10 protein-coding genes are annotated in these 13457 nt (G+C 73.1%); 6 read left to right on the top strand and 4 right to left on the bottom strand.

All coding sequences use genetic code 11. The annotated features are described in order from the left end of the window. The first annotated feature begins 17 nt into the window (after positions 1–17). Positions 18–497 carry an SAM-dependent methyltransferase gene (locus tag ACFYM0_RS00905; RefSeq protein ID WP_388495297.1) on the top strand — a complete coding sequence of 160 codons (480 nt, stop codon included), beginning with the start codon at positions 18–20 and terminating at the stop codon, positions 495–497. Positions 498–670: 173 nt separating this feature from the next. Then, positions 671–1057, top strand: a complete 387-nt coding sequence (locus tag ACFYM0_RS00900; protein WP_388495295.1) for a hypothetical protein — start codon at positions 671–673, stop codon at positions 1055–1057. Positions 1058–1252: 195 nt separating this feature from the next. Here ACFYM0_RS00900 and ACFYM0_RS00895 read toward each other — a convergent pair whose 3' ends face one another. Together ACFYM0_RS00895 and ACFYM0_RS00890 are read right to left on the bottom strand one after the other, a co-directional pair. Next, positions 1253–1798 (bottom strand): MOSC domain-containing protein, encoded by a 546-nt coding sequence (locus ACFYM0_RS00895; protein ID WP_388495293.1) that lies wholly within the window; start codon positions 1796–1798, stop codon positions 1253–1255. Positions 1799–1818: 20 nt separating this feature from the next. Then, on the bottom strand, positions 1819–2001 hold the full coding sequence (locus tag ACFYM0_RS00890) for a hypothetical protein (RefSeq protein ID WP_266875995.1): 183 nt from the start codon (positions 1999–2001) through the stop codon (positions 1819–1821). A gap of 223 nt (positions 2002–2224) precedes the next feature. Here ACFYM0_RS00890 and ACFYM0_RS00885 point away from each other — a divergent pair, with 223 nt between their 5' ends. The 4 genes from ACFYM0_RS00885 (at position 2225) to ACFYM0_RS00870 (ending at position 9628) form a co-directional block, all read left to right on the top strand. Next, a complete protein-coding gene (locus ACFYM0_RS00885; protein WP_388495291.1) occupies positions 2225–5173 on the top strand; it encodes a DEAD/DEAH box helicase in 2949 nt (982 codons plus the stop codon). A gap of 5 nt (positions 5174–5178) precedes the next feature. Further along, positions 5179–6537, top strand: a complete 1359-nt coding sequence (locus ACFYM0_RS00880) for an SWF or SNF family helicase (RefSeq protein WP_388495290.1) — start codon at positions 5179–5181, stop codon at positions 6535–6537. A 123-nt stretch (positions 6538–6660) separates the two neighbouring features. After that, on the top strand, positions 6661–8049 hold the full coding sequence (locus ACFYM0_RS00875; RefSeq protein WP_388495288.1) for a GAF domain-containing protein: 1389 nt from the start codon (positions 6661–6663) through the stop codon (positions 8047–8049). 55 nt (positions 8050–8104) lie between these two features. Next, complete coding sequence (locus tag ACFYM0_RS00870; RefSeq protein WP_388495287.1) at positions 8105–9628, top strand: aldehyde dehydrogenase family protein; 1524 nt, start codon at positions 8105–8107, stop codon at positions 9626–9628. 354 nt (positions 9629–9982) lie between these two features. Here ACFYM0_RS00870 and ACFYM0_RS00865 read toward each other — a convergent pair whose 3' ends face one another. Both ACFYM0_RS00865 and ACFYM0_RS00860 read right to left on the bottom strand, forming a co-directional pair. Next, positions 9983–12055, bottom strand: coding sequence for a SpoIIE family protein phosphatase (locus ACFYM0_RS00865; RefSeq protein WP_388495286.1), 2073 nt, complete (start codon positions 12053–12055; stop codon positions 9983–9985). Positions 12056–12457: 402 nt separating this feature from the next. After that, positions 12458–13039, bottom strand: a complete 582-nt coding sequence (locus ACFYM0_RS00860) for an ATP-binding protein (RefSeq protein ID WP_388495285.1) — start codon at positions 13037–13039, stop codon at positions 12458–12460. Positions 13040–13457: the final 418 nt, after the last annotated feature.

The following is a 13457-nucleotide window of genomic DNA, read 5'->3' as shown; positions in this document are numbered from 1 at the left end:
AGGGGGAGGATGCGCTGATGGATCCGGTGGAAGTGGTCCCGGTGGGTGTGGTGGTGGGTGGCCGGTCGGCGGTCGTCGACGACGACTGGGGGCGGGAAACGGCGGTGATCCGCCTGGACCCGGAGCGGTTCGGTCCGCAAGCCCTGTACGGAATGGAGGACTTCTCGCACGTCGAGGTGGTCTTCCACTTCGACCGGGTGCCGGAGGCCAAGATCGAGACGGGGGCGCGGCGCCCCCGGGGGAATCCGGACTGGCCGCTCGTCGGCATCTTCGCCCAGCGCGGCAAGAACCGCCCCAACCGGCTGGGCCTCTCGCGCTGCCGCGTCCTGAAGGTGGACGTCCTGGCGGCGGACGGCCCGGAGTTGCACGTGGAGGGGCTGGACGCGGTGGCGGGGACTCCCGTGCTCGACCTCAAGCCGTACATGACGGAATTCGGCCCGCGCGGCGAGCACCGCCAGCCGGAGTGGGCCACGGAGCTGATGCGCGACTACTACTGAGTCGCGCGGGGGCGGGCGGGGCGGGGTGCGGCCGGGCGGGGTGCGGCCGGGCCGAGCGTCGCCGAGTGTAGGCTCCGAGATCCCGTGAGCGCAGGTGCGACGGACCGCACCGGGGAGCTCGGGGAACAGGGCCGGACCGCCGGCCGCGTTGGGCGAGCCGACAGGAGTACGGCATGACTGCGGTGACCCGTTTGGTCACTTACACCGATCTGGACGTCGGCACCACGAACGCCCGGCAGTTGTCGGTGTCGGCACGGCTGGAGGCCGTACTCGCGGACGGGCGCAGCGTGGTGTTGCTCGACGATCGCGGCTGGAGCAGCTCGGGGCTGGGGGACATCCCGGCGCTGACCTCCACGGAGGACATCGAGGAGACGGCCCGGACGGTGGTCGGGCCGGACGAACCCTTCGACGGCATGACGCAGGAGCAGATGGCCGCCGGGCACTGGGGCTACCTGGCCGGGGTCCTCGGGCGGCACGGAGTGGACGTGCCCGCGCACGAGCTGGAGCTTCTGCCCCATGACGTGGTGCTCAGCGAACGCCTTCGCGCGTGGATCGGCTGATGGACCGGCGGAGGGACTGGGCGCCGGTCGGTGAGCGCCCATCGGTCGGCGCGGGACCTGTCGGCGTCGGATCGGTCGACGCGGCACCGGTCAGCGTCGGATCGGTCGGCGCCGTCCGGCCGGCGCGCTGACCGGCACCCGGTGGTCGAGCCGTGGCTCCCCCGCGCTCGCAGTGCGGGGCGCGGGGGATGCGGCTCAGACGCGGTCGAGGGGGATGTGCGGGGTCGGTGGGAGGGTGACCTCGATGGTGTCGCCGGGGTGGATGGTGCCGCCCCGGTGGACCACGCCCATGATTCCGGCCTTGCGGAGCAGGTTGCCCTCCTCGTCCCGGCTCACCACCCGCTTGAGCAGGCCGTGCTGGAAGGTGTCGATCTGCAGGCACGGGTTGCGCAGCCCGGTCACCTCCACCACCGCATCCGAACCGAGGCGCAGCAACGTGCCGGTCGGCAGGGCGAGCAGGTCTATGCCTTCGGTGGTGACGTTCTCCCCGAGCTGGCCCGGCTCGACCGCGTGGCCGGCCTCGGCCACCTCCTCGAAGAGCTCCCGGTGAATCAGGTGCACCTGCCGGAGGTTCGGCTGCGTGGGGTCCTGGGCCACGCGGGAACGGTGCTTGACCGTGACCCCCGCGTGGACGTCCCCCTCGACGCCGAGCCCTTCGAGGAGCGTGATGCTCGCGCGCGTGGGCTTGGTGAACGAGTAGACCCCGTTGCTGCTGACCGCCGAGACCTGCGCCGTGCTCATGGTTGTCCCCCCTGCCGCCGTCAGCGGCCGATCTGCTTCCTGGATATACCCCGCAGCCTACGACGCTGGGAGGAGTCCAACAGCAGGTAGGCGGCCACAGGAACACCGATCAGGACCAGCAGTCCGGCCCAGAACCCGACCGCCCAGAACAGCACGATGGCTGCCACCACACCGGCAACCGCGATCTTTCCGCTCGTGGACATCTGCGGCACCCTCTTTCTCCGTCGGCCACTACCCCACACAACGCGCGTTCCCGCCCCCGCGTTCCCGCCCCCGCATGTGCGCTCGCGCGCCCGTGCCCGCACCTTTTCGCTCGCGCGGAAGAACCGGGGAGTGACCCGGGTCACTTCTCCGCCACGGGCGGGCACACGAGGGGGTGGGTTAGTCTCGGCCACCCTGTATCCAGTAGTCAAGTTTGAGGAATGTGTGCTCCCGACGATCTCCGGCCTCATCCCCTGCTCCGCCGTCTTCCTCCCCGCCGAACCGGCCCGCGACGGCCGCGTCGCCTTCTGGCGGGCCGAGTCGGCCGAGGGCCTCCAGCTGGACGGCCACGGCTCCTCCGAGCAGCTCACCGTCATCACGCCCGATCTGCGGCGCACCACGGTGACGGCCCTCGTGCTGCCCCTCGCCGAAGCCCTGCCCCTGCTCACCCGGGTCCGGGCCGCCGCCCAGGCCGGCGCCGCGCCCTTCTGGGGCGCCGCCGCCCTGCTGGCCCTGCGCTTCGCCGCCCGCGGGCTGCTGCTGCCCGGCCTGAGCCCCGCCGGGTACGACGCCTGGCGGCTCGGGCCGCTGGACGGCGCCGACCTGGAGGAGGTCCGGGAGCTGGCCGCGGCCATGCCCCCCGAAGCGCACTGCGTACCGGCCGGCCCCCACGGGGACGGCGACCGTGGCGCCCCGCCCCGGCTGCCCGCCCCCGAGCCGCTGCTGCGCGCCTTCCTCGACGCGGTCGCCGACACCCTGCCCCGCTCCCCCGCCGCACCCGCCGCCGCAGGCGGCCCCGCCTTCGCCGCGCGCCCGGCCCGGCTCCACCCCGAGCTGCGCGACTGGGCCGCGGAGGTAGCGGCCGGGCACGACGCCGGGGTGAGGGTCTCGCTCCGCATCGAGGTGGACCCGGACGCCGAACCCCCCGCCTTCCGCGCCGTCCTGCAGATGCACGGCCTCGCGGACGCCACCCTCGTCGCGGACGCCGCCGACGTCTGGGCCGGCTCCGGGCCCGCCGCGGCCGCCTTCCCGCCCCGCGCCCGCCTGGACGCGCTCCGCGCCCTGCGCCGTGCCGCCCGCCTGTGGCCGCCGCTCGCGCCGCTGCTCGGCGCGGCCGTCCCCGACGCGGTGGACCTCGCCGACGAGGAGGTCGCGGAGCTGCTCGGGGAGGCCTCCGGTGCCTTGGCGGCCGACGGGGTTCAGGTGCACTGGCCGCGCGGGCTCGCCCGTACGACGCTCACCGCGCGGGCCGTCGTGGGCCGGGCCGCATCCGGCTCCGACCTGCCCGGCCCGCTCTCCGCCACCGCGGCGCACCCCGTCGGCTGGCGCTACGCCCTGAGCGGCCAGGGCGATCTGACCGCCGACGAGCTGGACCGGCTCGCAGAAGCGAAGCGGCCCCTGGTCCGGCTGCGCGACCAGTGGGTCCTGATCGATCCGGCCGCGGCCCGCCGGGCCCGGGCCCTCGCCCGCCAGGACCACGAGGTGACGGCCGCCGATGCGCTGGCCGCCGTACTGACCGGCTCGGCGGAGCTCAACGGCACGCGGTACGACGTAGAGGCCACCGGCGCGCTGGAACGGCTCCGCACGCTCCTCACCGCCGACCCCGAGGGTGCGGACCCGGACCCGGCAGATCCCGGGCACCCCGGCCCCGGGCACCCAAAGCCTGAGCACCCAGAGCCCGGGCACTTCGCCCCGGAGCACGCCGCCGCGCCGGCCGGCGTACGGGCCGACCTACAGGCCCCGGCCGCCCTCCGCGCCACCCTGCGCGACTACCAGCTCCGCGGCCTGCGCTGGCTCGACCGCCTGACCGGGCTCGGCTTCGGAGCCTGCCTCGCCGACGACATGGGTCTGGGCAAGACCGTCACGCTGATCGCGCTCCACCTGCACCGCCAGGAGCACGGGCACGAGGGGCCGACCCTGGTGGTCTGCCCGGCCTCGCTGCTGGGCAACTGGCAGCGGGAGATCGAGAAGTTCGCCCCCGGCACGCCGGTGCGCCGCTTCCACGGCTCGGGCCGCGGCCTGGAAGGGACGGCCGGCGGGTTCGTCCTCACCACCTACGGCACGATGCGCCTGGACGCGCCCCGGCTCGCCGCCGTGCCCTGGGGCATGGTCGTGGCGGACGAGGCCCAGCACGTCAAGAACCCGCGCTCCTCGACCGCCAAGGCCCTGCGCACCATCCCCTCGGCCGCCCGCGTGGCCCTCACCGGCACCCCGGTCGAGAACAACCTGTCCGAGCTGTGGGCCGTCCTCGACTGGACCACGCCCGGCCTCCTCGGCCGCCTCGGCACCTTCCGCACGCGCTACGCCGAGCCGGTCGAAAGCGGCCGCGACCCGCGCGCGGCGGCCCGGCTGGGGGCGCTCGTCAGGCCGTTCCTGCTCCGCCGCAAGAAGTCGGACCCCGGAATCGCCCCCGAACTGCCGCCCAAGACCGAGACCGACCACGCCGTGTCCCTGACCCGCGAACAGGCCGGGCTGTACGAGGCGGTCGTGCGCGAGACCCTCGCCGCGATCGCCGGGGCGGACGGGATGGAGCGCCGCGGGCTCGTCGTGAAGCTGCTGACCTCGCTGAAGCAGATCTGCAACCACCCCGCGCAGTACACGAAGGAGCAGCCGGGCCCGAAGGAGGCCACCGGGGCGGCTTCCGGCAAGCTGGAGCTCCTCGACGAGCTGCTCGACACGATCCTGGCCGAGGGCGGCTCGGTGCTGGTCTTCACCCAGTACGTGGCGATGGCCCGCATCATCGAACGCCACTTGACGGCGCGCGGCATCGCGTCCCAACTGCTGCACGGGGGCACGCCCGTTCCGCGCCGGGAAGAGCTCGTGGACCGGTTCCAGGCGGGCGAGGTGCCCGTGTTCCTGCTGTCCCTCAAGGCGGCCGGCACCGGCCTCAACCTCACCCGGGCCGGGCACGTCATCCACTACGACCGCTGGTGGAACCCGGCCGTCGAGGAACAGGCCACCGACCGCGCCTACCGAATCGGCCAGACCCAGCCCGTCCAGGTGCACCGCATCATCGCGGAGGGCACCGTCGAGGACCGGATCGCCGAACTCCTGCAACGCAAAAGGGCCCTGGCCGATGCGGTGCTGGCGGGCGGCGAGTCCGCACTGACCGAACTGAGCGACGCGGAGCTGGCCGAACTCGTCGCGCTCCGCCCGACCGCCTCCGGAGAGTGACACGGATGAACGCGAAGGACCCGTACGCCAAGGCCCCGTACGCGAAGGACCCGTACGAGAAGACCTTCCCGCCGCTCCCGCCCGCCCCCGGCCGCGGCTTCGCCCGCACCTGGTGGGGCCATGCCTGGCTGCGCGCCCTGGAGGACAGCGCGCTGGACGGGCAGCAGGTCAAGCAGGGCCGCCGGTACGCGCGTTCGGGCGCGGTCGGGGCCGTGTCCGTACGGCCGGGCGGGCTGACGGCCGTGGTGCGCGACCCGGACGGGACGGCGCACCGGACCGACGTGCTGGTGCAGGAGTTCACGGAAGCGCAGTGGGACCGGCTGCTCGGGCTGGCGGCCGCCGAGTCGGGTCACATCGCGGCGCTGCTCGACCGGGAGGTGCCGCCGGAGCTCGTGGAGGACGCGGCGGCGGCCGGGGTGGAGCTGCTGCCCGGGATCGGCGACCTCGACCCGCGCTGCGACTGCGACGAGTGGGACCACTGCCCGCACACGGCGGCGCTCTGCTACCAGGTGGCGCGGCTGCTGGACCAGGACCCCTTCGTGCTGTTGCTGCTGCGCGGGCGTGCGGAGGCCGGTCTGGTGGCCGAGCTGGAGGAGCGCAGCACGGCGGAAGCGGAGGCTCCGCAATCCGCCGCCGACGCGGGCGTGCCCGCGTCCGAGGTCTGCGCGTCGGAGGTTTACGCGGCGGCTGCCGCCCTGCCCCCGCTGCCCCCGCCCGCGCGGCTGCCGGACGCGCCGGGCCAGCCTCCGACGCTGGACACGGAGACGGGGACGGAGCCGCCGGGCCTGGACGTGGACGGGGTGGAGTTCCTGGCGCAGGCGGCCGCGACGCAGGCGTACCGGCTGCTCGCGGAGGCGCTCGCTGCGGGCCACGCGGAGCGCGCCCCGCATCCCGGGCTCACGATCGCGCAGGACGCCGTACGGCTCACGGCGCAGGCCCACGACCTTCGGGTGCGCTCCCGCCTGTCGGCGGCTTCCGACAGGGACCGGGCCGCCATGGACCGGGCCGTACTCGCCTGGGGCTTCGGCGGGGCGCGGGCCGTCGCGGTACTGGAGGAGGACTGGGTCCCCGACCGGGCGTCACTCGCCCGGGCCCGGGCCGCGCTGGCGTCGGCCTGGCCCGACGACGCCGGCACCGACGGCGACACCGGCACCCCGGCCCCGGTGCTGCGCCGGATCCGCGCCCGCTGGACGGAGCCGGGCGGCGACCGCCAGCTCCGCCTGGGCCGCGAGGGCCGCTGGTGGCCGTACCGCCGGGCGGCGGACCACTGGCTCCCTGCGGGCCCCCCGTCCACGGACCCGGCGGCGGCGCTGGCCGCGCTGGACCCGGACGAGCCGGAGGAGCGGGAGGAGCCGGAGGGCTAGGCCGCCGGACCGGCGCGGACCGGCCGACCTGTGGCCCGCACTGGCCGACGTACCGCTTGTCGGGGCGGCGGGCCGGTACGACGATGGGGCGCTCCGGGTACCAAGGCACCGCGAGAGGGCGACATGGACGATCCTTCGGTGGCTCTGCCGGGTGGGGCCGACCCCGCCGAGCGGACGCGGGAACTACGGCGGGCCCACGCCGCGTTCACCCGGGACGGGCGGGTCGAGGCCCCGGTGCGGGCGGTCATCGCGAGGTCCTGGCGCCGCTGCGCCCGGGCCCGGGTCAGCCCGGAGTGCACGCCCCGCGTGGAGCTGGCCGGGGCGGACCTGCGGTCCTACCGGGAGCAGCACCCGCTGGCCCGGGTGCTCCCGCTGTTCCGGGACCTCGTGGGGGCCTTCGCCTCGGACGGGGCCCACCTCCTCGCGGTGTGCGACGCGCGGGGCAGCCTGCTCTGGGTGGAGGGCGAACCCGCCACGATGCGGCGCGCGGAGGGCCTCGGCTTCGTGCCGGGTGCCCGCTGGTCGGAGACGGAGATGGGCACCAACGCCCCCGGCACGGCGGTGGCGGTCGGGGAGCCGGTCCAGGTCTTCGGCGCCGAGCACTTCAGCCGCCGGGTGCACCCGTGGACCTGCGCGGCGGCTCCGGTCCGCGATCCGCACACCGGAAGGCTGCTGGGCGCCGTCGACGTCACCGGGGGCGACTGGCTGGCCCATCCGCACTCCCTGGCCTTCGTGCGGGCGGTGGCGTACGCGGCGGAGGCCCGGCTCGCGTTGCTGGATCCGGCGCCGCAGGCTCCCGGGGACTGCCTCACCGCGCTCGGCCGCGACGAGGCGCTGTTGACCGGTGGCGGCCGTGAGGTCCGGCTCGGGCGGCGGCACAGCGAGATCATGGCGCTGCTCGCGCACCACCCGGAGGGACTGGCGGGAGAGGAACTGGCGATCGCCCTGTACGAGGACGAGTCGGTGTCACCGGTGACCCTGCGCGCCGAAATGTCACGACTGCGCGGCCTGTTGGGTCCCCTGGCCCCGCTCTCCCGCCCCTACCGCACCGCCGCACCGCTGGAGGCCGATTTCACCGCCGTCACCCGCCACCTGGCCTCGGGCGCCGTCTCGGCGGCGCTGGCCCGGTACCCGGGCCCGCTGCTGCCCGCTTCCACGGCGCCCGGCGTCGTCCGGCTCCGGCGCCGCATCGAGGAGCAGGCCCGGGCGGCCGTGATCGCGCGGGCCGACCCGGGGCTGCTGACCGACTGGGTGTGCAGCCCGTGGGGTGCGGAGGACGCCGACGTCTGGCGAGCCCTGGCCGCCGTACTGCCGGCTGCCGCCCGGACGGCCGCGCTGGCCCGCGTACGGGCCCTCGACGCGGAACTCGGCGTTCGGCGACGGGACGTACCGGAAGACCGGCGGGGTCGCACCACCCCGGAGAGGAACTCCCCGGAGAGGACCATCGCGCCACCGCCCGCGGCCCCTTCACCGCGCGGCCGTGCAACGTACCGGCAACCTGCCCGCCCCTAGCCTCACGGCGAGCACCGGCCAACGGCGGCCGGCGCCCGGCAAGGGAGGACCGTCCATGGCCCGCTACGCTGCGCCCGGTACCGAAGGCGCGCTCATGTCGTACGCGTCGCGCTACGACCACTTCATCGGGGGCGAGTACGTCGAGCCCGCCCTCGGACGGTACTTCGCCAACCCCTCCCCCGTGACCGGCGAGACCTTCACCGAGGTCGCGCGCGGAACGGCCGAGGACATCGAGCGCGCACTGGACGCGGCGCACGCCGCCGCGCCCGCGTGGGGACGCACCTCGATCACCGAGCGTTCCACGATCCTGCTGCGCGTCGCGGACCGGATGGAACAACACCTGGAGGCGCTCGCGGTCGCGGAGACCTGGGAGAACGGCAAGCCGATCCGCGAGACCCTGGCCGCCGACATGCCGCTGGCCGTCGACCAGTTCCGCTACTTCGCGGGTGCGTTGCGCGCCCAGGAGGGGGCTCTCAGCCAGATCGACGAAGACACGGTGGCCTATCACTTCCACGAACCGCTGGGCGTGGTCGCCCAGATCATCCCGTGGAACTTCCCCATCCTGATGGCCGTGTGGAAGCTGGCGCCGGCCCTGGCCGCGGGCAACACGGTGGTGCTGAAACCGGCCGAGCAGACCCCGGTGTCGGTGCACTACCTGATGAGCCTGATCGGCGACCTGCTGCCGCCGGGCGTGGTGAACATCGTCAACGGCTTCGGCGAGGAGGCGGGCAAGCCGCTCGCGTCCAGCCCTCGCGTGGCGAAGGTGGCCTTCACCGGGGAGACCTCCACCGGGCGGCTGATCATGCAGTACGCGGCGGAGCATCTCAAGCCGGTCACACTGGAGTTGGGCGGCAAGAGCCCCAACCTCTTCTTCGACGACATCTGGACCGCCGACGACGACCTGCGGGACAAGGCCCTCGAAGGCTTCACGATGTTCGCCCTCAACCAGGGCGAGGTGTGCACCAGCCCCTCCCGCGCCCTGATCGAGCGCGGCCGGTACGGCGACTTCCTCGACGCGGCCGTGGCCCGCACCGAACTGATCGTGCCGGGGCACCCGTTGGACACGGACACCATGATCGGCGCGCAGGCCTCGGCGGAGCAGCTGAAGAAGGTCCTCTCCTACGTGGAGATCGGCCAGCAGGAGGGCGCGAAGATCCTGACCGGCGGCGGACGCATCGACCACGGCGGTGAACTGGCGGGCGGCTTCTACGTCCAGCCGACCATCTTCGAGGGCGACAACCGCATGCGGATCTTCCAGGAGGAGATCTTCGGCCCGGTGGTGTCGGTGACCTCCTTCCAGGACTTCGACGACGCGGTGCGCATCGCAAACGACACGGCGTACGGCCTGGGCGCCGGCGTCTGGACCCGCGACATCAACACGGCCTACCGCGCCGGCCGCTCGATCCAGGCGGGCCGGGTCTGGACGAACTGCTACCACGCCTACCCCGCCCACGCCGCCTTCGGCGGCTACAAGCAGTCGGGCATCGGCCGCGAGACCCACAAGATGATGCTGGAGCACTACCAGCAGACGAAGAACCTCCTGGTCAGCTACTCGCCGAAGAAGCTCGGCTTCTTCTAAGAGAAGAGCACGGGGCCTGACCTGCGGAAGAACAGCAGGTCACGCCGCGCACCTTCCTGGAAGTACTCACGAGCACCTCCGACCAGCCCCGCAGGCCTTCAGGTGTGAGAAAGGCGAGCCTCCGCTGCCGGCCGGGAGGCCTGCCGGGGAACCGGTCGGAGAAGGCGCCGGTGAGGCCGTGTGTCGGGCCGGGGCCATGACGGCGTCTCGTGGCAACCTCGGGCTGCACCTGGCGGAAGCTGCCGCCGGTGATGCCGCGCGACATGCCCGCCGCCCGTATGGGGCCCGGCCGGACCGGCACGGGCCGTCCCGCTGCCGGGGACGGGGCGGGCGAGCCGGGTGCACGACGACTGCTCACGGCACCCCGCCGATGCGGGCGACCAGGAGGGCGACGTCGTCATCGGCCGCCGCCGGAACGAGGTGGGTGATCAGCGAGTCGCACAGGTGGTCCAGCTGCCGCTGTGGATCCGCGAGCAGTTGCGTCAACTCGGCGAGCCGCTCGTCCAGGTCACGGCCTCGGGCTTCGATCAGGCCGTCGGTGTAGAGCACGAGAAGGCTGCCGGGAGGCACGTCGATCTCGGTGGGAGTGAAGGCGATGCCCCCGACCCCCAGGGGGACACCCGGCGGGGTGTCCAGAAGTCGGACCGTGCCGTCGGGGAGTACGAGTGCGGGCGGCGGGTGTCCGGCCCTGGTGACGGTGCAGTGTCCGGTGACCGGGTCGCAGACGACGTACAGGAAGGTGGCCAGCATCGGCTCGGCGAGGTCGCCGAGGACGGCTTCCAGCTGGTGCAACAGCCGTACGGGCGACAGGTCCAGGCGTGCGAGGGCCCGCACGGAGGCGGACAGTCGGCCCATGACCGCGGCGGCGGCGATGCCGTGCCCCATGACGTCGCCGATGAGCAGGGCGGCCTTGCCGTCGGCCAGAGCCAGCACGTCGTACCAGTCGCCGCCGATCTCGTTGACGTCGCTCGCGGGGAGGTAGCGGTGGCTGACCGCGATGCCGGGTGGCGGGGTGATGTGCTGGGGGAGCATGCTGCGCTGGAGGATGACCGCAGTGTCGTGCTCACGGTGGTAGAGGCGGGCGTTGTCGATACTGAGCGCGGCGCGGGCGGCGAGTTCACCGGCGAGGGTGACGTCTTCGGACCCGAAGGGTCCTATCGGGCGGGTGCGGTAGAAGGTGGCGACGCCGAGGACCGTCTCCCGGGCCACCAGGGGCGCCATGACCAATGAATGCACACCGACCGCGACCAGTTCGGCGGGCTTGGCCGACTGCCGGGCGGCGGGGGCAACGGCCTGTTCGTCGAGACGGGCGGTCAGGAAGGGCTGCCGGGCCGCGAGGGCCTGCGTGTAGGGGGCGGCGACGGGGAAGACGAGCGTCCTGCCGAGGGGCGCGAGGATGTCGGTCACCTTGGATCCGGACAGCGGGGCCTTGCCGAGGCGCCGCAGGGCGACACCACCGGTCAGCCCCATGCCGGGCTCGTCCCCGCGCGCCAGCGCATCCAGGACGTCCACGGTGACGGCATCGGCGAGGCGCGGCACCGCGAGATCGGCGAGTTCCTGCGCGGTGCGCTCCAGGTCCAGGCTGGAGCCGACCCGGATGCTGGCCTCACTGAGCATGGCGAGCCGGTGCCGTGCGGCTTCGGCTTCGACGTGGTCGCGCTGCTGTTCGGTGATGTCGACGAGCGAGGCGATGACACCGATCGGCATGCCGGCGGGATCCTCCACCCGGACGTAGGAACACGACCACACACGATCGTGGTCCGGTTCCGCCGGCGTCCGTCCGACACGGCGACGGTCAAGGACCGGCCGCCCGGTCTCCAGCACCTGCAGCATGGCCTCCTCCATCTCGCGGGCGTTCACCTCCGGGAGGATCTGGGCCAGGCGACGTCCCACGTGTGCCGATTCCGGCAGCCCGTTCATGGCTTCGAGTGCGGCGTTGACCTGCAGGAACCGCAGCTGCGAGTCGAGGATCGCGATGCCGACCGGGGAACGGGCGAACAAGCCTTCCCACACCGCCGAAGATCCCCGGATACGGCGTGCCGCGTGGGCATCGGCAGCGAAGACCAGCACCGTGGCCACGCCGTGCCCGCGGTCGGACACCGGAGAGGCCCAGATCTCCAGCTCCAGTGGGTGCCCGTCGCGGTGCCAGGCGGTCACCGTGCCCATCACGCCCCGACCTGCGGCCGCGGCTTCCCAAAGAGAGCGGCCGAGACTGCGATCGGATCCCGGATGGAGGAGGTCTGCGAGGTTGCGCCCCACCATCTGCGGCGGCGCATAGCCGAGCAATTCCTGCGCGACCTGGTTCCAGCGGACAATCGTGCCGGTCGCGCTGGTGGCCACCAGCGCGACCGGCAACGCTCCCAACCATCCGCCGGCAGCCTGCGCGGCTCCGCTGATCAGCTCGTCAACCGGGATGCGCTCATTCATCTGGCACCTGTGCCCCACGCCGCAACGTCCTTGGCCTGCGTCCACGGTCGCCGTAGGGCCCCGCCGCTCAGGCGGGCCCTCCGGGAACCGGGTCCTACGGATCCATCGTCTGCCCGGTCGGCATGACACCGCCTCCCGGGGCCATCCGGGCAGGCACGCTCCAGAACGCGCAGCACGTCTTCCACGGGCACCGAAGATCAGGACTTCCCCGGCCCGCATGCCGTGACATACCCGGCGACAGGGTTCCCGGCCTTGGCGGACGCAGGATGATCTGATCACGCTGCACCTCGCCGGCGACGTGATGCCGGGGCGGGGCGTCGCCGCGGCCACCGCACCAGTCGAACCACTTCACTGAGGACATCGGCCGGTGGCTCGCCACCCAAAGCCGGGACTGGCCCCGGCTCAACGACGATCAGTGGGCCCGGCTCGGCGAACTCGTTGTGAAGTCCGCCGTACGCCCCCGCCGGGAATATCGGCACATGCGCACCCGGCACCGTCCGTGACGAGCCGTTCCGGCAGCGCGGCGAGCCTTTGGGGTTCTCGGGCCACTGTCACCGGTGTGAGCAGGTCGGCCCAGACTTCGTGGCCGACTGCCGTCTGGACCGTGCCCCAGAAAGTGGCGAGTGCGTCGACGATGCCCAGTCCACGACCGGACGTATCCAGTGAGGTGGCCCGAACCGGTTCAGGGCTGCGCCACCCGGGGCCCGAGTCGCCCACGACCATGTGCACCGACATCGTGGCTTCGTCGACGGCGACCGTGGTCAGACTGTGCCAAATGGGGCCGAGACCATGTGTGGCGGCATTGGTGACGAGTTCCGAGACGATGAGAAGGGCGTCATCGACCAGGCCCTCCAGATTCCAGAGCGTCAGCGTCGCGGCCACCTGCCGACGCGCCGCACCAGGGGACTTGGGACAGGCGGACAGGTCCCAGCGGGGGGCGGACCGGACGATGGGGCGCTGCGGTAGAGGAGCGGATGAGTACATGGCGCATTCCTGAGGGTGGCAGGGCCGGGGCCGGTCGTCGACTCCCACTGCGGTTGCTTGCGTGTGGTGCCGTCATGCGACAGGACCTGGAATCAAGTCCTGGTACGTCACGTGCGGTGGCCGACCGACCCCGGACCTCCATTCGCCCGGACCCAGTGAAATCCGCCGAGGTTCCCAGGCTCTCCAGGCACCGGCGGGACCTGCCCTGCATGCCCCCACATCCAGGCGACGCCTTGGGGTGTTGGACCACAAAACCGCATCAAACCGGTCTATACCACTGGCCACGAACCCCAGTTCTAGCACGAGGCGGCCGGAATGGAAATATCCCGAATTCACGGCCTCCCGGTGGAAGGTGCGGACCATCTTGGATCTTTGGGTGACGTCGCAGTTCAGCGAGGGTGCCGTTGCGGTATGCATC

It is taken from the genome of Streptomyces sp. NPDC006487 (assembly GCF_042870555.1).
In the GTDB taxonomy this organism is placed as follows: domain Bacteria; phylum Actinomycetota; class Actinomycetes; order Streptomycetales; family Streptomycetaceae; genus Streptomyces.
This window is presented reverse-complemented; position numbering and strand designations above follow the sequence as displayed.